Genomic DNA, 20086 nt, shown 5'->3' with positions numbered 1-20086 from the left:
GTGGCCGGCCGGTAGAGGGCCGGTCCGGAGGTGGCCGGCCGGTAGAGGGCCGGTCCGGAGGTGGCCGGCCGGTAGAGGGCCGGTCCGGAGGTGGCCGGCCGGTAGAGGGCCGGTCCGGAGGTGGCAGGCCGGGCGAGGACCGGTCCGGAGGTGGCAGGCCGGGCGAGGACCGGTCCGGAGGTGGCAGGCCGGGCGAGGACCGGTCCGGAAGTGGCAGGCCGGGAGAGGTCGGGCCGCATCGGGTCGGCGTCCTGACGGCTCATGGGCGGTTCGCGGCCGGATCACGGCGGGACCACGGCGGGACCACGGCCGGATTCACGGGCGGTTCACGCGGTCCGCTCCGGGGCCCGCTCCGGGGTCAGGCCGGTGAGCGCGTCGCGCAGCCCCGCGCGGGAGGTGACGTTCAGCTTCGGGAAGGCGTTGCTCAGGTGTCCCGCCACCGTGCGCGGGGACAGGAAGAGCCGGGCGCCGATCTGCTTGTTGGTGAGTCCCGTGGCGGCCAGCCGCGCGACCTGCAGCTCCTGCGGGGTCAGCGGTGCGGGCCGGCCGGCGCCGGAGGCCGCGGCACCGGCCGGGACGCCGACGGGAATGCCGCTGGCCCGCAGCTCGTTGGCGGCCCGCGCGCTCCACGGCCCGGCCCCGAGCCGCCGGAACGTGCCGAGCGCGGCGTCCAGATGACCCCGGGCCTCGGCACCCGCCCTCGCCCGGCGCAGCCGCTCGCCGTAGGCCAGCCGGATCCGCGCCCACTCGAAGGGCCAGCGTTCCGCGTCGGGGGTGTCGACGGCCCGCCGGAACAGCTCGTGGTCGATGGCGTCCGGGGTGGCGATGGCCTCGGCTGCGTCGGTCATCATCGCCAGCCGCGGTGAGACGGCGGGGATCCGGGTCCCGCGCACCGCCGCCACGTGTGCGGCCGCCTCGGCGTGCCGGCCGGTGCGGGCCGCGGCCTCGGCGAAGTCCAGGAACAGCCACAGGGCGTGCGGCAGGTGGGCCGGGATCTCACCAGGGGTGATCACCGACCGCAGATGGCGTAGGCGCTCTCGAAGTCCGCCTCGCCGAGCGCGGACAGCGCCCGGATGTGCGCCGCGTACACCCGGAGCAGTCCGAGCCCGCGCGGGTTCCCCCAGGCCACCAGCCGGTCGGCGGTCCTCCGGGCGGTCGCGGTGTCGCCCTGGGCGGCCGCCAGCAGCCCCCGCAGGAAACGGCCCGGCCCCGCCGTCAGACGGTAGTCGTACCGGGCGCACCAGCGCAGGCCCTCCTCGGTGAGCTCCGGCAGGTCGCCCCACTGGCCGCTGAAGTAGGCGTCGTTGGCCAGCAGGAAGAAGGCCTCGATGGCCATGGTGACCGCGCCGCCGTCCCGGCCGTCCTCGGCGACCCGGCGCAGCGCGCTGCGGCAGCCGGGCAGCCGGTCGACATACGCGGCGGCGACCGCCGTACGGACGATGCGCCGCGGGTCGGTCTCCCGGTGCAGCTCCGCGACCAGGCCGTCGAGGAGCTCCAGGACGGCCGGCGCCGCGTACGCGGGGTCGCCGAAGGCCGTACGCAGCACGCACAGCAGGTGGTCGGGGAAGCGCACCTGGACCTCGGCCACCTCGGCGTCGAAGACCTTCCACAGCTCGGGCCGGCCGCTGTGGAAGCACACCGTGAGCAGGGTGAGCAGCGCCTCGTGCAGGATGTCGTCGTCGGCACCGCGCGGCCCGGCGTGGTCCCGGATCGCGCCTGCCAGCAGCCGGTGGGCGGTGTCCACGTCGCCCTCGCCGTTGACGAGCCGGCTGGCGGCGGCGGTCGCGGCGGCGAGCGAACCGCTGCCCACCGGGTCCGCGAGCAGGGCGTTGTCGAGCAGCGCGGGCACGTTGCGGAGGTCCCCGGTGATGTTGGCGCCCAGGCAGGCCGCCTCGGCCAGCAGCCGCCCCCGGGCCGCGCCGGTGCCGCTCAGGTCGGAGGCGCGCAGCAGGGTGGTGACGGCACCGGCGGCGTCGCCGCGGCGCAGCGTGCGGTAGGCCACCTCGTGCAGCAGGGCGGCCACCTCGTCGTCCGGGCCGACCGCGGCGCCGGCCAGGTGCCGGGCCCGGTGCTCGGAACCCTCCGGGAACTCCCGGGCCAGCGCCAGGTGTCCGCGCCGCCGCTCCGCGGCCGTCGACAGCTCCAGCACCGCCGACCGGGTCAGCGGGTGCCGGAAGACCAGCCGGCCGGTGGCCGAATCGACCCGCACCAGGCCCGCCTGTTCGGCCGGGCCCAGCTCGGCCAGCACGTCGCCGCCCAGGGCCCGTTGCAGGATGTGCAGCCCGCCCGAGCCGTCGAGCACGGCGAGCAGGAGCAGCTCGCGGGTGGGTTCCGGCAGGGCCTCGACCCGGACGGCGAAGACCTTGTTCAGCCGTTCGGGCAGCGGCAGCACGGCCGGTAACGGCCCGCGTTCCTGGCGCTGCGCCTCGTCCAGGGCGGCCGGCAGCTCCAGCAGGGCCAGCGGGTTGCCGGCCGCCTCCGCGACCAGCCGCTGCCGCACCCGGGGCGCCATCGCCGGGTACCGGCCGGCCAGCAGTTCGTGCGCGGCCGCCTCGTCCAGCGGACCGACCTCGTGCGCCGGTGTCCCGGAACCGCTCAGACAGGACTCGTCACCGGTCCGGGACGCCCCGAGCAGCGCCACCGGCGCGCCGTGGACGTGACGGGCGACGGTCCCCAGCACGATGGCGCTGGGCCGGTCGAGCCATGCCACGTCGTCGATCACGATCGCCACCGGCCCGCCGCGCGCGGCCTTCCGGGACAGCAGGACCTGCACCGAGCCCGCGACGGCGAGGAGTTGGGCCGGCCGCCCGTCCGGCCCCCCGCGCACCGCCCGCAGCGTCTCCGCCTGCCACGGGACCAGTTCGGCGATCTCCGCCGCCAGCGGCCGCAGAAGCTGGTCCAGCGCGGCGAAGCCGACGTCCGCCTCGAACTGCGAGCCCACCACCCGCAGCACCTGGAACCCGCCCTCCTGAGCCCGCCGCGCCGCCGCGTCGAGGAGGGCGGACTTCCCCACCCCCGCCTCACCGGTCAGCACCAGCGCCCGGCCCCGCGCGGCGGCGGAACCGAAGAACCCGCCGAGAAGCGCCAGTTCCGCCGAACGCCCGACGAGCCGGCCGGGACCGGTGAGGTGGTCGCCGCCTTCCGCGGCCGGAGGCGTGAGGGAGGGCATGCGGCGGTTTCCCATCGTGGTCGGGGCGGGCTCAGGGACTGGATGGGGGACCGGCACCGAAAGTTCGGACCTGCCGCAGTGGCGTGCGTCACATCGGCGGACGGGCAGGCGCGTACGTCCGTAAGGGCGACCGGGCCGTCCCGCCGTACGGCACGCGTGACGGCCTCGTGCGGTGGGCGCGGCGAAGCGGTCCGGGCGCCGGCCATGTGTCACGGCCCGATGCGGTCGTCGATGTCATCGAACGGGCCACCGCCGCCGGTTGGGACACCTGCGGCCCGCGTCATGCCCGTGGGACGTCTCGTGTGCGTACGCTGTTCACCGCGCGGAGCACATCGGCGTCCCCGCGCGGAGCACATCTAGGAGAGGCCCGAGCGTATGTCCGAGTCACCCGGCACCGAGCTGGCGTCCGAGTACAGCGCGCGGATCGCGCGGGACCTCGAAGTCAACGCCCAGGAACAGGACCGCCTCGCCACCGAGATCGCCGCCCTGGAAGAGCAGTTGCGCGCGGTACGGGAGAACCGGGCGGTGCTGGAGCGGCTGCAGCAGGCGCTCACCCCGCAGGCCCCCGTCCCCGCACCCGGCTCCGCCCCCGCGGCCGGCTCCGCAACGGCCGACGCCGACACCGACGCCGTCGTGCCCCACCAGCGGACCGAGCCCGCGCCGAACCGCCGTGCCGTCCCGAAGCAGGGCCCCGCGGAGCCGCGGCCGAGCCTGGTCGAGGCCGTCCTCGCCTACCTCGCCGGGCAGCGGGAGCCGCGGTCCGCGACCGACGTCGCCGAGGCGATCAGGGCCGCTCAGCCCGGCCGCACCATCAAGACGACGGTGATCCGCACGACGCTGGAGAACCTGGTCGCCAGAAACCGGGCCCGGCGCACCAAGCAGGGCCGGGCGGTCTTCTACACCCTGTCCTCCCCGGACGGCCCCGAGACACCTCAGGCCGGGGCCGGAGTCTAGAACACCCGGCCCCGGCACTCGTTCCCGGTCCGCCGGCACATATGTCTCCGCTCGACGGCCGACACATGTGCGCCTCGTGTGCGAACGGACTCACACGCCGGACGAAGGGGCCGGCCCGGCCCGTACCCGCGTCCTGTGTTCCGGGTTCCGAAAGGCGCCACGGGCGTCAAATCGGCACACAGGGGCGGAAATTGCATTGGGTCATTTGACGTAAGCCGGTGGCCCGTCGGCGCCATAGGGTGCTGAACCGTGGCTGAGAACCAAGCGGATGGAACGGATGACGCGCTGAGCGCTCCGGTCTCTGCCGTGGTGCGGGCGAGCGACGCGATCCTGGAACGCGCCGTCGGCGCCTACCTGGAGTCGAGTGCACGCGTGCGACTCCTCACCGCGCAGGGGCTGCCCGACGCGCACGTGTCCGTCCTCCTGCTGAACGCCGTGGACGACGACTGGATCAGGGTCATGCGCCAGGACGCCGCCCGCATCCCCGGCACCCCCGTCCCGGTCGTGATGATCGCCGACCGCATCACCGAGCGGCAGCTCTCGCCGGCCGTCGAGTACGGACTGACCAGCTTCCTGTACCGGGACGACCTGGACCTCGACCGGCTGGTCGACACCGTCGTCGAGGCGGGCGCCGGACGCTGCCGGATGCCCGAGGACCTGGTGGCCCACCTGATCGCCGAACTGGGCGACCGGCAACGGCAGCAGACCCTCACCGACCTGTCCCGCAGGGACGGCCTCCTGGTCCGGGAGATCGAGGTGCTCCGCATGCTCTCCGAGGGCATGAGCACGGTCGAGATAGCCGACAAGATGAGCTACTCGGAACGCACCATCAAGGGCATCATCCACGAGACCGTGAAGCGACTGCGGGTCAGGAACCGGACCCAGGCGGTGGCGTACGCGATCCGGACGGGGATCTTCTGAACGAACGCCCGGACCCGCACCCTCGACGCCGTGCGCCTACGACCCGGCCGGCCGCCCCGGCGAGCGCTCCGTCACCCCCGCCAGATGCCGCCCGAACATCTCCGGTGAGTCCGGAAGTTCAGTCACCCAAGACCGTCGCCTACCGCCTACCGCCTGCTCCGGCGCATGCCTCCGCCTCTGCCAGGTACCGCGCCACCGGGCCCAGGGTCAGCATTCCGCCAGCGGCGCCGGCGTGTTCTGCACGGGCATCACGCAGGGCAGCCGCAGAGTGTGCGGCGATTCCGCGCTCGCCGAGGCGTACGGCGGCGCGGGCGGTCAGGCACCACATGGCCTCCTGCATGTGGTCACGCGGTGGTTCGGGCACCGCACCGAGAGCGGTGCGGGCCTCCTCGTCCCGGTCCTGGGCGAGCAGCACGAGGGGTCGCGTCCAGGGCCTGTACGGGCCCCAGTCGAGGTGCGGGTCGATGGGCGCCGGCCGGTCGTGCAGCAGGCGCAGTCCAAGGAGGGCGAGCGGGAACAGGCCGCGGTGCAGTCCCGGCATTCCGGCCGTCCGGAGGGCGTCCTCGGCATAGCGGTAGTGCGCTGCTGCCGTGGCGGCGGCCGGTCCGCCAGGCTCGGCGCTGCGGGCGGCTGTGGCCCGGGCCCTGAACCACCCGGTGAGGACGGGGACGAGGGGTGCCTCGGTGGTGGCGGCGAGCTGGTCGGCTGCATTGGCGTGCGAGGTCGCGGCGTCGAGGTCGCCGAGGGCCGAGGCGGATTGCAGGCGGACGAGTCGGCCGAGTACGGCGAAGTTCGGCAGCTCGTGCCGGGTGGCCAGGTCGAGGATCTCGGCGCCGGTCCTGTCCCGTGCCGCCGCGAGCCCGGGGCGGGTGAAGGACTGCAGGAACACCCCGTTGAGGGCGAAGGCGAGCAGGGCGGGATCGGCCAGGTGCCGTGCCAACTCCTCTGCCTGTCGCGCCGCCTGCTGGGCGTGCTTCAGCTCGGCCCCGGACAGATCGGCGCTGCGGCTCTCGACGGCGACCGTGGCCAGGAGGCGGGCGCGCAGGTCGGCGGGGCCGTCCGGGCCGAGCCCGGTGAGCGTGCGCTCGGCAGCCGCGACGACGGCGCGGGACTGCTCGGGGTCGTCGGCACGGCTCCAGAGGGCGGGCACGTCGTAGGCGCCGATGGTCCGGGCGGTCAGCGAGAGGTCTCCCGTGCGTTCCACCGCCTGGATGGCGGCGAGGCGGTCGCGTCGGGAGTGGACGAGGGCGTCACCACCCGCCAGCGCGAGGGTGCGGGCCAGATCCATGGTGGTGCGCGGGCCGAGCCGGGCACCGTGGCCGGTCCACGCGGTCCGTGCTCCTTGTGGGGGCGCGGCCCCGTTGAGGATGTCCGTCTCCAGGCGCTGAAGGTCGGTACTGGGGTCGAGTCCGAGTCGGTCGACGAGCATCGCGCGGGCGCGGCGGAGGACGGCAAGTGCGTCGGCCTGGCGGCCCGCGCGGTACAGCGCGCGGGCATGCAGCTCCCAGGCCGGCTCGCGCCACGGGTGTTCGGCGGCATGGGCACCCAGTTCGGCGACGAGGTCGGCCCCTTCCCCGGAGTCGAGGAGGATGCGGGCGCGCAGTTCCACCCCCTCCAACCTCAGTTCCTCCAGTCGGGTCCGCTCGCGCTGCGCCCATGCGGAGCCGGTCACATCGGCGTAGGCGGGTCCGCGCCAGGTCGCGAGTGCCGCGCCGAGGTCGGCGACCGCGTCGGGGCTGCGGCGGGCTCGGGCCAGGGTGTCCTGGAACCGATGGACGTCCACGGCTACGCGCGGCAGGCGCAGCGCGTAGCCGGGACCCTCGGTGACGATTACGCGCGGCGGACTGCGGGGCGGCCGGTCGGGTTCGAGGGCGCGGCGCAGCGCGGCGACGAACGTACGCAAAGCACCCACGGCGCGGGCCGGCGGATCGGTCCACAGGTCATCGACGAGGGTGTCGGTGGTGACCATCCGTGCCTCGGCGGCGACGAGCCGGCCGAGTACCTCGCGATGGCGGGGTCCGCCCAGGTCAACCGGGCTGCCGTCGTCGCGGAGGGCCCGCACCGCACCGAGCACGTCGATTCGCATGCCCCCATCCTCCGCGCCAGGGGCCGGCCGCGCCCAACCGTACTGATCGGCTGCTGATCGCCGTCGCCCAAGCTGATCGGGTCAAGTCCCCGACCCGACAGGGTGGTCCCTCATGACGCTCACCATTACCGGCTTCGATCACGTCCGCCTGCCCGGTGCGGACGGTGTGGAGCTGGCTGCAGCTGTCGGTGGCAGTGGCAGCCCGGTCGTGCTGTTGCACGGTTTTCCCCAGACCCACCTGATGTGGCGACACGTCGCCGAGCGGCTCGCCGACGAGCACACGGTGATCTGTCCTGACCTGCGGGGCTACGGCGCCAGCGACAAGCCGGCGGCCACCGGTCCCGATGTGTACGCCAAGCGCACCATGGCCGCCGATGTCGTGACCCTGGCGGCGGCGCTCGGACACGAGCACTTCGCCCTCGTCGGCCACGACCGAGGCGCCCTGGTCGCCTTCCGGGCGGGGTTGGACCACCCTGAGACCATCACGCACCTGGGCATCCTCGACATCGTGCCGACGCTCGACATGTGGAACGTCCTGCATGGCGCCTCGGCGGCGGTCGGCTACCACCTCTTCCTGATGGCGCAGCCGCCGGGCCTGCCGGAGGCGATGATCGCAGGCAGCGCGGACGCGTTCTTCGGCTCGTTCCTCGACGCCTGGGCCAACGACCCGACCGCCATGCCCGGGGATGTGCGTGCCGAATACCTGCGCGCGAGCGCCGCGGCGGTGACGTCGATCGTCGCGGACTACCGGGCCTCGGCCGACATCGACGTCGTGCACGACCAGGCGGACCTGGACGCCGGGTCGCAGCTGGCCATGCCCGTGACGGTCGTTCAGCAGGACTGGGGCGCGCAGCTGGGCTACGACGCTGCCGGGGTGTGGAAGGCATGGGCGCCGGACCTGGACCACCGGCTGACCCGCGCCGGGCACTTCATGGCCGAAGAGGCACCCGACGAGATCGCGGCGGCGATCCAGGGCCTGCTGGCCCGCTGAGCCTCCTGCTCCCGACTCGCCGGCTGGGCCACGTCGGTCGGCGAGCGCTACCTGGACGGCCGTGATCGGCTCTGACCGGCCCGAATGCTGAGGTGACCCCGGACAACAGGTGTGGGTGACGCCCTTGCGGGGGTTCTGGCCGGTCGCCCCGATCATCGCAGGGCGGTGTCCGCTGTTCCGTCATGGCCCGTAGCCCGCCCCACCCCGCCGCTACTCCTCTGCTCCGCGACAGCAACTCCTCGGCAGCAACTCTCCGACAGGAACTCCTCAACAGGAACTCCCCCGACAGCTACTCCTCGAACAGCGCCTCCTGCTCCCCCTCCTTCGCCCGCCGCACCCGTCGGTTCCGGGCGCCGATCACCGTCGCCGTCACCGCAGCCGTCACGCCCAGCGCCGCCGGGACCATCCAGCCCCGGTCGAGGGCGTGCCCGAACGCGTGGTCCAGGGAGAGCCGGCCGGGGCCCGCGACGGCCAGGCCCGCTGCGGCCAGACCCAGGGTCGCGGCGTACTCGTAGCCGCCCTCCGCGGCGAAGAAGCCGTTCGGCCGGTGCAGGGCGGTCGCGCCCGCCATCGCCCCGGCCGCCGCGGCTCCCGCCGCCGGGGTCGCGAGGCCCAGCCCCAGCAGCGTTCCGCCGCCCGCCTCGGCGAGCCCCGCCGCCAGCGCGCTCTGTCTCCCCGGCGCGTACCCGACCGACTCCATGAACCGGCCGGTGCCCTCGATGCCGCCCCCGCCGAACCAGCCGAACAGCTTCTGCGCGCCGTGCGCGGCCAGCACCCCGCCGGTACCCAGCCGGAGCAGCAGCAGGCCCACGTCACGTCGGTCGTAGCAGGTCACGGCGGCTCCCATCGGCGGCATGCGGATCACGGGTCTCCACCGTCGCACCCGGCACACCCGCGCGGCCCGTCCGCGCGGCCGTTCGGGTGGCGGGCGGGTGGCGGGCCGCCGGGACCGGTGTGACGCTGACTGACATGACGATCAAGACAGCCAAGCTCCGCGACCCGGCGGTCCGCGCCTTCGTCACCGCCGTCAACGCCAGCGACCGCGAGCGCCTGGTGGGACTCCTCACCCCGGACGCGACCATGGCGGACGACGGCTCCGACCGGAACCTCGACGACTGGATCGACCGGGAGATCTTCTCCTCCAACGGCCACATCGACGTCGACAACGAGTCCAACGGCGGCCGCTCCCTGCTCGCCCACTACCGCAACGACACCTGGGGCGAGATGGTCACCCGCTGGGACTTCACGATCGAGGACGACGGCCGCATCTCCCGCTTCGAGACCGGGCAGGCGTAGCACAGGCGCGGAAACATACCGGGAAAACGCTTGTCCTCGGGTGCGCTCCAACTCCTACCGTCCCGTGCATGGAAACCGACAGCACCACCAGGACCCTGGGCCGTTCCGGCATCCGGGTCAGCGCGCTCGGCTTCGGCTGCTGGGCCATCGGCGGCGAGTGGCAGGACGCCACCGGGCAGCCGCTCGGCTGGGGCAGGGTCGACGACGAGGAGTCGGTACGGGCGGTCCACCGCGCCCTCGACCTCGGCGTCACCTTCTTCGACACCGCCGACACCTACGGCGCAGGACACAGCGAGCGCGTCCTCGGCCGCGCTCTGGGCAGGCGCCGGGACGAGGTCGTCGTCGCCACCAAGTGGGGCAACGTCTTCGACGAGGAGACCCGTACCCTCACCGGCCACGACGACTCCCCGGCCTACGTCCGCCGGGCCCTGACCGCCTCCCTGCGCCGCCTCGGCACCGACCACGTCGACCTCTACCAGCTCCACCTCTCCGACGCCGACCCGGCCCGCGCCGCCGAACTCCGGGACGTTTGCGAGGAGTTGGTCGGCGAAGGGCTGATCCGGGCCTACGGGTGGAGCACCGACGACCCGGCCCGCGCCGCCGTCTTCGCCGAGGGGCCGCACTGCACGGCCGTGCAGCACACCCTGAACGTGCTCCAGGACGCGCCGCAACTCCTGGACACGGCGGAGAAGTTCGACCTCGCCGCCGTCAACCGCAGCCCGCTCGCCATGGGGTTGCTGGGCGGGCGGCGGGCGGGGGCCGCGGCAGGCGACATCCGCAGCAGGCCGCCGGCCTGGCTGCCCGGGTTCGGGGACGGCGACGGGGCCGATCCCGCGTGGGTCGAGCGGATCGAGGCCCTGCGCTCCCTCCTCACCAGCGACGGGCGGACCCTCGCCCAGGGCGCCCTCGGCTGGATCTGGGCCCGCAGCCCGCGCACGGTCCCGATTCCCGGCTTCCGGTCCGCCGCCCAGGCCGAGCAGAACGCCGGCGCGATCGCGAAGGGGCCGCTCACCGCCGGGCAACTGGCCGAGATCGACCGGCTGCTCGGGCGGTGAGCGGCCCCGCGCCGCTCAGCGACGGCGGTCAGTAGTCCTGGCCGCCGCCGTACTGCTGCTGCACGTACGGCTGCCGGCCGTGGGCCGCCTGCTGCGGCTGACCCGCGTACCCGGCCGCCTGCTGCGCGTACCGCTGTCCGCCGCCCTGCTCGGTGAGGGTGATCTGGCCGGCCTTGATGGTGGCCAGCCGCGGGGCGCGGCGGGCGATGGAGGAGTCGTGGGTGACCATGATGAAGGTCAGCCCGTACTCGTGCCACAGGCCTTCGAGGAGGGCCATGATGTCGTCGCGGGTGCCCTCGTCGAGGTTGCCGGTCGGCTCGTCGGCGAGCAGCACCCTGGGCTTCTTCACCAGCGCGCGGGCGATCGCGACACGCTGCTGCTGGCCGCCGGAGAGCTCGGAGGGGGCGTGCCCGAGGCGCTCGCCGAGGCCCACCGAGCGCAGCGCCTCCGCCGCGCGCTCCCGGCGCTCGGCCGGCCTGATGCCGAGCGGTACGAGGGCGGTCTCGACGTTCTCCTGGGCGGTGAGCGTCGGGATCAGGTTGAACGCCTGGAAGATGATGCCGATCTTCTCGGCGCGCAGCCGGGTGAGCTTGGTCTCGCTGACCTTGGCGAGGTCGACGTCGTCCAGCAGGACGCTGCCCTCGGTCGGGCGGTCCAGGCCGCCGATCATCTGGAGCAGGGTCGACTTGCCGCCGCCGGTCGGGCCCTGGATGACGAGCTGGTCGCCGTCCTCGATGGTCAGGTCGACGCCGCGCAGCGCCTCGACCGTGTCCTTGCCCCGCGTGTAGCGCTTGGTGACTCCGGTGAGTCTGTACATGGGGTTCTCCACTGGGTGCTCTGCCGTAAGAGGCGTAAGAGGCGTAAGGGGGTGGGGGCGCCGCGTCCCGGGGGGAGTGGAGGCGGCGCCCCGGCTCAGAGGGGGCGGGGGGTTACGAGACGCTGCGCAGGGCGTCGGCCGGGCGCATCCGGGAGGCACGCCAGCCGCCCATCGCGCCGGCGATCAGACCGCCGGTGACCGCGAGGCCGACCGCGAGGGCGATGGTGGTGAGGGAGACGGGCGCGGACAGCGCGATCTCCAGGGTGTTCTGCGAGGCCTGCTGGCCGGGGCCGCCGCCGCCCGGGCCGCCGCCCATGCCGCCACCGCTGCCGGAGCTGCCCAGCTGGGCGGTGAGCTTCGGGCTGATCGCGGTGACCGCGTAGGCCGCGCCGACGCCGAGGGCGATGCCGAGGGCGCCGCCGATCAGGCCGTTCACGATGGACTCGCCGACCACCTGACGGGTGACGTTGCGCGACGGCCAGCCGAGCGCCTTCAGGGTGCCGAACTCGCGCACCCGGCGGGACACCGCGGAGGAGGTCAGCAGGGCCGCCACCAGGAAGGCCGCCGCGAGGACCGCGATGGACAGCCACTTGCCGACGCTGGTCGCCAGGCTGGAGGCGGTGGAGAGGGAGCCGGAGACGGTGGACGCCAGGTCGGCGGAGGTGGTGACCGTCGTACCCGAGATGTTGGCGGTGATCTCCTTCTTCACGGTGGAGATCTGCTTGGAGTCGGTCGCCTTGACGTAGATCGTGGTGACCTGGTTCTTCGCGTCGCCGAGGGTCTGCGCGACCTTCAGCGGGACGAAGACGTCGGTGTCGGACTCGCTGCTGTCCGGGGTCGCGATCCCGATGACGGTGAACTTGGTGCTGGAGATCTTGAAGGTCGAGCCGACCTTGTACTTCTTCTCCTTGGCGTACGACTTGCTGACCACCGCGACCTTGGCGCTGGTCTGCGCGGTGGTGAAGGTCTTGCCCGAGGTGACCTTCATGGTGGACAGCGGGCCGAGGCCCTGGTGGGCCACGTCGACGCCGGCCACGGAGTAGCTGTTGACGTTGAAGTTGGCGCCGCCGCCCTGGACCTGCGGCGCGCCGCCCGAGCTGCTGCTGCTTCCGCCGCCCGGCTGCCCCTGGCCGCCGCTGGTGCTGCTGCTGCCGCTGCTGGTGGAGGACTTCGCCTTGCCCTGGGTGAAGGAGCCGTCGACCTTGGTGACGTTCAGGGAGAGCGCTCCGACCGCGCTCTCCACGCCCGTCTGGCCGGCGACCTTGGTGACCAGGGACGACTTCAGGGCCTGACCGCCCTGGGTCTGCACCCGGTCCGAACTCTGCGTGGAGCTGCTGCTGGACTTGGCGTCGAACTTGAAGTTCGGACCGCCGGAGCTGCCCGAGGTCGGGGCCGTACGGGCCTTGGTGACCGTCATGTCGGTCCCCAGGCCGTACAGCGACTTGAGGACCTTGTCCTGCGCCTGGGTCATGCCGGCCGACACCGAGTTGACCGTGATGACCAGCGCGATACCGAGCGCCAGACCCAGAGCGATGACCAGGGCCGCCTTCTTTCTGCGGCCCAGCTCGCGCTTGAGATAGATGCCAAACATCCCGTTCCTCGAAGGTTCTTGGCGCCCGCTGTGGACGCGAGCTCAAGCTAGGGAGGAACCTTTGAGCAGCCCTGGGTAAAAGATGTGTCAGAGCTGAGAAACCGGGATGTCTTAGCAAACTTTCATAAGACAGCAAATTCATATGCCGGGGAGGGGGTCCACCGGGCAAAGCCCTGTTCGACGCGGTGTACGGTCCCGGGGTGCGCGATTCCTCTCGGCTGACCCGTCGGGCCGTCCTCGGACTGACGGCCGCCGCCCTTCCCGTGTCCGCTGCGGCCCCTGCCTCCGCCGCCACCGTCATAGGCGGCGGGCGTCTGGCCGACGGGGGCATACAGGTGAGCGGTGCCACCGGCCTGCCGAAGAAGATCACCGCCCGCGCCTGGCTGCTCGCCGACTGCGACAGCGGTGAGGTGCTCGCCTCGTACAACGCGCACCGGCGGCTGGCACCCGCCTCCACCCTGAAGATGCTGTTCGCGGACACCGTGCTGAAGAAGTTCGAGCGGACCGAGCGGTACAAGGTCAAGGACTCCGACATCTCCGACGTCCCGTCCGGCTCCAGCCTGGTCGGCATCAAGCCCGGCCTCACCTACACCGTCGAGCAGCTGTGGCAGGGCGTCTTCCTGCGCTCCGGCAACGACGCCGTGCACGTCCTCGCCCACATGAACGGCGGGATCGCGAAGACCGTCGCCGAGATGCAGGCCAGGGCGGCCGACCTGCAGGCCTTCGACACCCACGTGATCAGCCCCGACGGCTTCGACCACCCCGGCCAGCTGTCGTCGGCGTACGACCTGACCCTCTTCGCCCGGCACGGGCTGAAGGACGACGACTTCCGCGGCTACTGCGGCACGCGGACCGCGAACTTCCCGGCGGGCGGCAAGAAGACCTTCCAGATCCAGAACACCGACCGCCTGCTCACCGGCGCCTGGGGGCTCGGCGTCTACCAGGGCCTGTTCGGCGTCAAGAACGGCTACACCAGCCACGCCGGCAACACCTTCACCGGCGGTGCCACCCGGGGCGGCCGCACCCTGCTGGTCACCGTGATGCACCCGGACCCCGCCACCAACGCCGTGTACGAGCAGACCGCCGCGCTGCTCGACTGGGGCTTCGGGAAGGGGAGCTCGGCGCAGCCCGTGGGCGCGCTGGTCGCTCCGCTGAGCGAGGGCGGGGCGAGCGCGAGTCCGTCGGCGAAGGGCAAGGGGGCCGCGGGGGCGGCCGGGACGGGGGCTGCCGCCGGTTCGGGGTCGTCCGGACCGTCGCCGTGGCGGGTCGCGGAGGGCGGGGCGGTGACGCTCGGGCTGCTGGGCGCCGGGGCGTGGGCGCTGCGCCGGCGCCGACGGGCGGCCGGTGCCGCGGCCGGCCCCGACTCGGGTGACACAGAGGCAGGTCCGGCAGGCCCGGCCGGTCCGACGGCGGGCTGACGTCACGCGGCAGCCGCTCCACCCACCGGTGCGTACCCGCGGTCCACGCGGGCCCACCCCCACCCGGTCCGGTGGAACGGCTGCCGCCTCCCCCCTCGGTGTGGCCGGCGGTCTACGGAATGCCAGAGCACCAACTGTGAAGTTCTGGTGGAGGAGAGTTGAGCATAGGCCCGTTACCGGCCGCAATACCGCGGACGTAGACATTCCGCTTGTGCAGGTTGTGGATTGTCCGACTGAACGGCGGTTCAGCCCCGGCCCACGTACGGCATCGCCGTCGCCAGCACCGTCGCGAACTGCACGTTCGCCGCCAGCGGCAGCTCGGCCATGTGCCGCACGGTCCGCGCCACGTCCGCCACGTCCATCACGGGTTCCGGGGCGATCACCCCGTTCGCCTGCAGCGCGCCGGTCTCCATCCGGGCCGTCATGTCGGTCGCCGCGTTGCCGATGTCGATCTGCCCGACCGCGATGCCGTACGGCCGCCCGTCCAGGGACAGGGACTTGGTCAGCCCCGTCAGCGCGTGCTTGGTCGCGGTGTAGGCGGCGGAGTGCGGGCGGGGCGTGTGCGCGGAGATGGATCCGTTGTTGATGATCCGCCCGCCCTGCGGCTGCTGTTCCTTCATCTGCCGGAACGCCGCCTGCGCGCACAGGAACGCCCCGTTGAGGTTGGTGTCCACCACGTGCCGCCACGCCTCGTAGGGCAGGTCCTCCACGGCCACCCCGCCCGGCCCGAACGTCCCCGCGTTGTTGAACAGCAGGTCCACCCGTCCGAACCGGTCCACGGCCGCCGCGAACAGCCCGGCCACGTCGTCGGGTTGCGAGACGTCGGTCCGTACGGCGACGGAGGCGCCCTCGGGCACCAGCGCCGCCGTCTCCTCCAGCCGCGCGGCGCGCCGTCCGGCGAGCGCCACCGACCAGCCGGTGCGCAGCAGTTCCGTGGCCACGGCGCGGCCGACGCCGGAGCCGGCTCCGGTCACCACGGCGATCTTCGATTGCCTGTCATCCATGGGGCCGCAGCGTAGGCGCTCCGCCGGGAGGGCCGCGTTATTCGGGTCGTCGGTCGGGTGCGGCGGGGTGGGGGCTGGTCGCGCAGTTCCCCGCGCCCCTTCGGGGCGCGTTCAGTGAACGGGCGCGTTCAGGGGGGCTTTACGCCTCGCCCGGGTAGCGGACGCCGATCTGTTCCCTGAGGGTGTCCAGGGTGCGCATGACCGCGAGGGTGCCGTCGAGGGGGACGAGGGGGGATTCCTTCTCGCCGGCGCGCAGGGCGCGCATGACCTCGCGGGCCTCGTGGCGGAGGGTGTTGCGGGGGCCGTCGGCCGGGTTCATGGCGAACTCCTGCGGGTCGCGGCCGTCGCGGTGCAGCACGAAGCGCTCGGGGTGGAAGAAGCCGTCCGGGATGTCGATCCGGCCCTGCGAGCCGGTGATCGAGGCGCTGGTGCCGGTGCCGCCGACGATGGAGCAGTGCACCATGGCGAGAGCGCCGCTCTCCCAGGAGAGCAGTGCACCCGTCTGGAGATCGACGCCCTCGTCCGAGAGCACCGCTCGCGCCGACATCCCGTCCGGCTCGCCGAGCAGCAGGTGCGCGAACGACACCGGGTACACGCCCAGGTCCAGCAGCGCACCCCCGCCCAGCGCCGGGTCCCGCAGCCGGTGGGCCGGCGGGAACGGGCCCTCCAGGCCGAAGTCCGCCTGCACGGTCCGCACCTCGCCGATCGCCCCGTCCGCGACCAGCGCCGTCAGCCGTCGCACCAGCGGGTTGCAGTACGTCCACATCGCCTCCATCAGGAAGCGGTCGTGCTCCTTCGCCAGCGCGACGAGTTCCCCGGCCTCACGCCCGTTGACCGTGAACGCCTTCTCGCACAGCACGTTCCGCCCCGCCTCCAGGCACAGCCCGGCTGCCGCCCGGTGCGCCGAGTGCGGAGTGGCGACGTACACGACATCGATGTCCTCGTCCCGGGCCAGCGACTCCCAGTCCCCGTACGCCCGGCCGATCCCGAACCGCTCGGCGAACGCCTCGGCCGACTCCGCCGACCGCGAGGCCACCGCCGCGATCTCCGCGTCCGGCAGATCCACCAGGTCCGCCGCGAACGCGGCCGCGATCCCGCCCGTCGCCAGGATGCCCCACCGCACGCTCTGCTCACCCATCCCGGCCGCCCGTCCTCGCTCACGTGTTTCCCGGCAGTCTGTACGAGCTGAGAGCATATGCGGGGGCCGAGGGGGTCCAGCAACAACCGACCGGACCGCGAGACCCACGAAGACGGGGGACACATGCCCGAGCAGCCGGCGCCGCCGACACCGGACGCCCAGGACACCGCCGTACCCGCACCGCGCGGCCTCGCCGGCGGCTCCGGCCCGGCCCCCGCCGGCGCTGCCACCCGCCGCGCCGGCCTCCTCCTCGTGCTGCTGCTCGGCGGGCTCACCGCGACGCCCCCGCTGGCCATGGACATGTACCTCCCGTCCCTGCCGGAGGTCACCCGCTCCCTCGGCGCCCCCGCCGCGACCGTCCAGCTCACCCTCACCGCCTGCCTCGCCGGCATGGCCCTCGGCCAGCTGGTGGTCGGCCCGATGAGCGACCGCTGGGGGCGTCGCCGCCCGCTGCTGGCCGGCCTCGCCGTCTACGTCGTCGCCACCGCCCTGTGCGCCGTCGCGCCGGACGTGGAGACACTGGTCGCCTTCCGCCTCGCCCAGGGCCTCGCGGGCGCGGCCGGGATCGTCATCGCGCGGGCCGTCGTACGCGATCTCTACGACGGGGTCGCCATGGCCCGCTTCTTCTCCACCCTGATGCTGGTCTCCGGGGTCGCCCCGGTGGTCGCCCCGCTGATCGGCGGGCAGATCCTGCGGGTGACGGACTGGCGGGGCGTCTTCGTCGTCCTCACGGTCGTCGGGACGCTGATCGCCGTACTGGTCTGGGTGCGGCTCCCGGAGACCCTGCCGCCGGCCGACCGGCACGCCGGGGGAGCGGCCGCCGCCGTCCGCGCGATGCGGAGCCTCCTCGCCGACCTGCCCTTCACCGGCTACATGCTCGCGGGCGGCTTCGCCTTCGCGGCCCTCTTCGCCTACATAGCCGCGTCCCCGTACGTCATCCAGGAGATCTACGGCGCGTCCCCGCAGACCTTCTCCCTCCTCTTCGGCCTCAACTCGGTCGGGCTGGTGATCGCCGGGCAGGTCAACGGGAAGGTGCTGGTCGGCCGGGTCAGCCTGGACAAGGTGCTGGGCGCGGGCCTGGTCGTCACCGTGCTCGCGGCGACCGCCCTGCTGCTGATGTCGGCCGGCGCCCTCGGCCCGGTCGGGCTCGCCCCGGTCGCCGCCGCCCTCTTCGTCCTGATGTCCGCGATGGGCTTCACCCTGCCCAACGCCCAGTCCCTCGCCCTGCTGCGCACCCGGCACGCGGCCGGGTCCGCGTCCGCGCTGCTCGGGACCTCCTCGTTCCTCGTCGGCGCGGTCGCCTCGCCGCTGGTCGGGATCGCCGGGGAGAGAACCGCCGTGCCCATGGCGATCGTCCAACTGGCGGGGGCACTGGTGGCACTGGCCTGCTTCGTGGGAATGTGCCGTCCCTGGGCAGCACGTGGGAACACCCGTGCGAGGACGGAGGGAGCAGGGAGCTGAGCGTACCGAGACTGCGCGTCGAGACACCGGAACGGGCCGGTCTCGACCCCGCGGAACTCAGGCACCTAGTCCGCGAAGTGCACGACCTCACCACCGGTGAGCGGCCCTGGGCGGCCGGGGCCGTCGTGGTCGCCGGACGCGGACCCGTGATCGCCGTACAGGAGGCCTCCGGCTGGGCCGTGCGCTGGTCCGCGTACGACCCCGCGACCGACGCCGGTGTCGAACTGCTGCCCGCCGCCCGGGTCCCGGCGACCGTCGACACCCCCTTCGACGTCGCCTCCCTCACCAAACTGTTCACCGCGGTCGCCGCCGTGCAGCAACTGGAGCGCGGCACCCTCGGCATCGACGCCCGCGTCGGCGCCTACCTCCCCGACTTCCACGGGGCCGCCGGCCACGGCATCACCGTCCGCCAGCTCCTCACCCACACCTCGGGCCTGCGCCCCGAACTCCCGCTCTACGACTGCCCCGACGACACGGCCCGCCTCGACCTGCTCCGCGCGGAGGCCCCGACCAGCGCGCCCGGCGCCTACCGCTACTCCGACCTGAATCCGCTCCTCCTCCAGCACGTCCTGGAGCGGATCACCGGCCGCCCCCTCGACGTCCTGGTCCGCGACGGCATCACCCGGCCGCTCGGCATGACCGCCACCGACTTCGGACCCTGCCCCGGGGCGGCGGCCACCGAGGACCAGCGGCGGCCCTGGGCCAAGGCGGACCGCGGGATGCTGCGGGGCGTCGTGCACGACGAGAACGCCTGGGCGCTGGGCGGGGTGGCCGGGCACGCCGGCCTCTTCTCCACCGGCCGGGACCTGGCGACCTTCTGCCGGGCCCTGCTCGCGGGCGGCGCCTACGGCCCGGCGCGGATCCTCGGCCCCGACTTCGTGGACCTGCTGCTGGCCCCGCCGGGACTGGGCTTCCTGGTGGACCAGCCGTGGTTCATGGGCGAACTGGCGGGACAGGGTGCGGCGGGCCACACCGGGTTCACCGGGACCAGCCTGGTCCTGGACCGGGCGACGGACACGTTCCTCGTCCTGCTGGCCAACACCGTGCACCCGCGCCGCCGCCCCGGCGACAGCGCACCCCGGGCGGCCGCGGCGACCCGCCTGGCCAGGGCTGTCCATACAATCGCCGGGTGAACCACCCCACCCGGCCCGTCCCACCGGCCGACCGGCTCCGCGCCGCGCTCGCCGACCTGCTCGACGGCCTGCCCCCGAAGCAGGCCGCCTCGGCCGTCGAGCGGCTGATCGCCACCTACCGCGGGGCCACCCCGACCGACGCGCCGATCCTGCGGGACCGGGCGGACGTGGCGGCGTACGCGGCGTACCGGATGCCGGCGACCTTCGAGGCGGTACGGTCCGCGCTCGCGGCGTTCGCCGACGCGGTACCGGAGGGGTGGGCACCGGCAAGCCATGTGGACGTCGGCGGCGGGACGGGCGCGGCGACCTGGGCGGTGACCGACACCTGGGCGGGCGCGCGGCCGGTGACGGTCCTCGACTGGGCCGAGCCGGCGCTGGCCCTCGGCCGGGAGATCGCCGCGGCGAACCCGGCACTGCGGGACGCCAAGTGGCAGCGCGCCCGGATCGGAGCGGCGCTCACCATCGAGAGCACTGATCTCGTCACGGTCTCGTACGTCCTCAACGAGCTCGACGAGGCCGGCCGCGCCGCCCTCGTCGACGCCGCCGCGGCCGCCGCGCAGGCCGTCGTCATCGTCGAGGCCGGCACCCCCGCCGGCTACGCCCGGATCATCGAGGCCCGTGACCGCCTGATCACCGCCGGCCTCCACGTCGCCGCCCCCTGCCCGCACAGCGCCGCCTGCCCGATCACCCCCGGCACGGACTGGTGCCACTTCTCCGCCCGGGTCAGCCGCTCCTCCCTGCACCGCCAGGTCAAGGGCGGCTCGCTGCCCTACGAGGACGAGAAGTTCAGCTACGTGGCCGCCACCCGCTTCCCGCCCGCCCCGGCACCGGCCCGGGTGGTACGCCGCCCCCAGATCCGCAAGGGACAGGTCCTGCTCGACCTGTGCGAGACCGACGAACAGCTGCGCCGGACGACGGTCACCAAGCGCCACGGCGACCTGTACAGGGCGGCCCGGGACGCGGACTGGGGCGACCCGTGGCCGCCCGGGTGACACATCTCGCGTACCCCCCGCTTCGCACCCAGACGGGACCATAAGGCATCCTGGGCCGGA

Annotated in this window: 17 protein-coding genes and 1 pseudogene; 9 read left to right on the top strand and 9 right to left on the bottom strand. The window is 73.7% G+C overall.

The genetic code is table 11. The features are described from left to right. The 3 genes and pseudogenes from ACIQVL_RS03015 to ACIQVL_RS03005 form a co-directional block, all read right to left on the bottom strand. Positions 1-263: pseudogene (locus tag ACIQVL_RS03015) on the bottom strand (hypothetical protein); the annotation flags it as partial. A 63-nt stretch (positions 264-326) separates the two neighbouring features. Further along, positions 327-1013: a LuxR C-terminal-related transcriptional regulator gene (locus tag ACIQVL_RS03010; RefSeq protein WP_403474111.1), complete on the bottom strand. Its 687-nt coding sequence runs from the start codon at positions 1011-1013 to the stop codon at positions 327-329. Beyond that, on the bottom strand, positions 1010-3169 hold the full coding sequence (locus ACIQVL_RS03005) for an AAA family ATPase (RefSeq protein ID WP_403474110.1): 2160 nt from the start codon (positions 3167-3169) through the stop codon (positions 1010-1012). The genes ACIQVL_RS03010 and ACIQVL_RS03005 overlap by 4 nt, the downstream gene beginning before the upstream one ends. Positions 3170-3544: 375 nt before the next feature. On the opposite strand from ACIQVL_RS03005, the gene ACIQVL_RS03000 reads away from it, so the two are divergent. Next, positions 3545-4123 (top strand): hypothetical protein, encoded by a 579-nt coding sequence (locus ACIQVL_RS03000; protein ID WP_403474109.1) that lies wholly within the window; start codon positions 3545-3547, stop codon positions 4121-4123. A gap of 249 nt (positions 4124-4372) precedes the next feature. Next, entirely contained in the window at positions 4373-5044 is a 672-nt protein-coding gene (locus tag ACIQVL_RS02995; protein WP_403430853.1) for a LuxR C-terminal-related transcriptional regulator, read from the top strand. A gap of 139 nt (positions 5045-5183) precedes the next feature. Here the strand turns inward: ACIQVL_RS02995 and ACIQVL_RS02990 are convergent, their stop codons facing one another. Further along, positions 5184-7130: a BTAD domain-containing putative transcriptional regulator gene (locus ACIQVL_RS02990; protein ID WP_403430855.1), complete on the bottom strand. Its 1947-nt coding sequence runs from the start codon at positions 7128-7130 to the stop codon at positions 5184-5186. Positions 7131-7242: 112 nt separating this feature from the next. On the opposite strand from ACIQVL_RS02990, the gene ACIQVL_RS02985 reads away from it, so the two are divergent. After that, positions 7243-8121, top strand: a complete 879-nt coding sequence (locus ACIQVL_RS02985; RefSeq protein ID WP_403474107.1) for an alpha/beta fold hydrolase — start codon at positions 7243-7245, stop codon at positions 8119-8121. 289 nt (positions 8122-8410) lie between these two features. Here ACIQVL_RS02985 and ACIQVL_RS02980 read toward each other — a convergent pair whose 3' ends face one another. Continuing rightward, positions 8411-8956 (bottom strand): DoxX family membrane protein, encoded by a 546-nt coding sequence (locus ACIQVL_RS02980; protein ID WP_403431429.1) that lies wholly within the window; start codon positions 8954-8956, stop codon positions 8411-8413. Between the two features lie 134 nt (positions 8957-9090). On the opposite strand from ACIQVL_RS02980, the gene ACIQVL_RS02975 reads away from it, so the two are divergent. Together ACIQVL_RS02975 and ACIQVL_RS02970 are read left to right on the top strand one after the other, a co-directional pair. Continuing rightward, positions 9091-9417 (top strand): nuclear transport factor 2 family protein, encoded by a 327-nt coding sequence (locus tag ACIQVL_RS02975; RefSeq protein ID WP_403430859.1) that lies wholly within the window; start codon positions 9091-9093, stop codon positions 9415-9417. 68 nt (positions 9418-9485) lie between these two features. Then, a complete protein-coding gene (locus ACIQVL_RS02970) occupies positions 9486-10472 on the top strand; it encodes an aldo/keto reductase (protein WP_403430862.1) in 987 nt (328 codons plus the stop codon). A gap of 28 nt (positions 10473-10500) precedes the next feature. Here ACIQVL_RS02970 and ACIQVL_RS02965 read toward each other — a convergent pair whose 3' ends face one another. Next, complete coding sequence (locus tag ACIQVL_RS02965) at positions 10501-11289, bottom strand: ABC transporter ATP-binding protein (RefSeq protein ID WP_403430865.1); 789 nt, start codon at positions 11287-11289, stop codon at positions 10501-10503. A 112-nt stretch (positions 11290-11401) separates the two neighbouring features. Next, positions 11402-12880 carry an ABC transporter permease gene (locus tag ACIQVL_RS02960; protein ID WP_403430867.1) on the bottom strand — a complete coding sequence of 493 codons (1479 nt, stop codon included), beginning with the start codon at positions 12878-12880 and terminating at the stop codon, positions 11402-11404. A 200-nt stretch (positions 12881-13080) separates the two neighbouring features. Here ACIQVL_RS02960 and ACIQVL_RS02955 point away from each other — a divergent pair, with 200 nt between their 5' ends. Further along, complete coding sequence (locus tag ACIQVL_RS02955) at positions 13081-14298, top strand: D-alanyl-D-alanine carboxypeptidase family protein (RefSeq protein ID WP_403474106.1); 1218 nt, start codon at positions 13081-13083, stop codon at positions 14296-14298. Between the two features lie 245 nt (positions 14299-14543). Here ACIQVL_RS02955 and ACIQVL_RS02950 read toward each other — a convergent pair whose 3' ends face one another. Together ACIQVL_RS02950 and ACIQVL_RS02945 are read right to left on the bottom strand one after the other, a co-directional pair. Continuing rightward, positions 14544-15302 (bottom strand): SDR family oxidoreductase, encoded by a 759-nt coding sequence (locus ACIQVL_RS02950; RefSeq protein WP_403430872.1) that lies wholly within the window; start codon positions 15300-15302, stop codon positions 14544-14546. A 139-nt stretch (positions 15303-15441) separates the two neighbouring features. Beyond that, a complete protein-coding gene (locus ACIQVL_RS02945; protein WP_403430875.1) occupies positions 15442-16440 on the bottom strand; it encodes a Gfo/Idh/MocA family protein in 999 nt (332 codons plus the stop codon). 123 nt (positions 16441-16563) lie between these two features. Here ACIQVL_RS02945 and ACIQVL_RS02940 point away from each other — a divergent pair, with 123 nt between their 5' ends. The 3 genes from ACIQVL_RS02940 to ACIQVL_RS02930 are packed head-to-tail and all read left to right on the top strand — an operon-like array spanning position 16564 to position 20026. Continuing rightward, entirely contained in the window at positions 16564-17901 is a 1338-nt protein-coding gene (locus ACIQVL_RS02940; RefSeq protein ID WP_403474105.1) for a multidrug effflux MFS transporter, read from the top strand. Next, positions 17841-19034, top strand: coding sequence for a serine hydrolase domain-containing protein (locus ACIQVL_RS02935; protein WP_403430880.1), 1194 nt, complete (start codon positions 17841-17843; stop codon positions 19032-19034). Before ACIQVL_RS02940 ends, ACIQVL_RS02935 begins: the two co-directional genes overlap by 61 nt. Then, the gene (locus ACIQVL_RS02930) at positions 19031-20026 is read left to right on the top strand and encodes a small ribosomal subunit Rsm22 family protein (protein WP_403430883.1); all 996 of its coding nucleotides are present in this window, start codon (positions 19031-19033) and stop codon (positions 20024-20026) included. The genes ACIQVL_RS02935 and ACIQVL_RS02930 overlap by 4 nt, the downstream gene beginning before the upstream one ends. Positions 20027-20086 lie beyond the last annotated feature (60 nt).

Origin of the sequence: Streptomyces sp. NPDC090499 (assembly GCF_044769305.1) — a bacterium.
GTDB lineage: Bacteria > Actinomycetota > Actinomycetes > Streptomycetales > Streptomycetaceae > Streptomyces.
This window is presented reverse-complemented; position numbering and strand designations above follow the sequence as displayed.

Excerpts from the sequence above, each read along its gene's own strand:
- ACIQVL_RS03005 (WP_403474110.1), bottom strand. The coding sequence starts at position 3,169 with ATGCCCTCCCTCACGCCTCCGGCCGCGGAAGGCGGCGACCACCTCACC.
- ACIQVL_RS03000 (WP_403474109.1), top strand. The coding sequence starts at position 3,545 with ATGTCCGAGTCACCCGGCACCGAGCTGGCGTCCGAGTACAGCGCGCGG.
- ACIQVL_RS02990 (WP_403430855.1), bottom strand. The coding sequence starts at position 7,130 with ATGCGAATCGACGTGCTCGGTGCGGTGCGGGCCCTCCGCGACGACGGC.
- ACIQVL_RS02985 (WP_403474107.1), top strand. The coding sequence starts at position 7,243 with ATGACGCTCACCATTACCGGCTTCGATCACGTCCGCCTGCCCGGTGCG.
- ACIQVL_RS02975 (WP_403430859.1), top strand. The coding sequence starts at position 9,091 with ATGACGATCAAGACAGCCAAGCTCCGCGACCCGGCGGTCCGCGCCTTC.
- ACIQVL_RS02970 (WP_403430862.1), top strand. The coding sequence starts at position 9,486 with ATGGAAACCGACAGCACCACCAGGACCCTGGGCCGTTCCGGCATCCGG.
- ACIQVL_RS02965 (WP_403430865.1), bottom strand. The coding sequence starts at position 11,289 with ATGTACAGACTCACCGGAGTCACCAAGCGCTACACGCGGGGCAAGGAC.
- ACIQVL_RS02960 (WP_403430867.1), bottom strand. The coding sequence starts at position 12,880 with ATGTTTGGCATCTATCTCAAGCGCGAGCTGGGCCGCAGAAAGAAGGCG.
- ACIQVL_RS02950 (WP_403430872.1), bottom strand. The coding sequence starts at position 15,302 with ATGGATGACAGGCAATCGAAGATCGCCGTGGTGACCGGAGCCGGCTCC.
- ACIQVL_RS02945 (WP_403430875.1), bottom strand. The coding sequence starts at position 16,440 with ATGGGTGAGCAGAGCGTGCGGTGGGGCATCCTGGCGACGGGCGGGATC.
- ACIQVL_RS02940 (WP_403474105.1), top strand. The coding sequence starts at position 16,564 with ATGCCCGAGCAGCCGGCGCCGCCGACACCGGACGCCCAGGACACCGCC.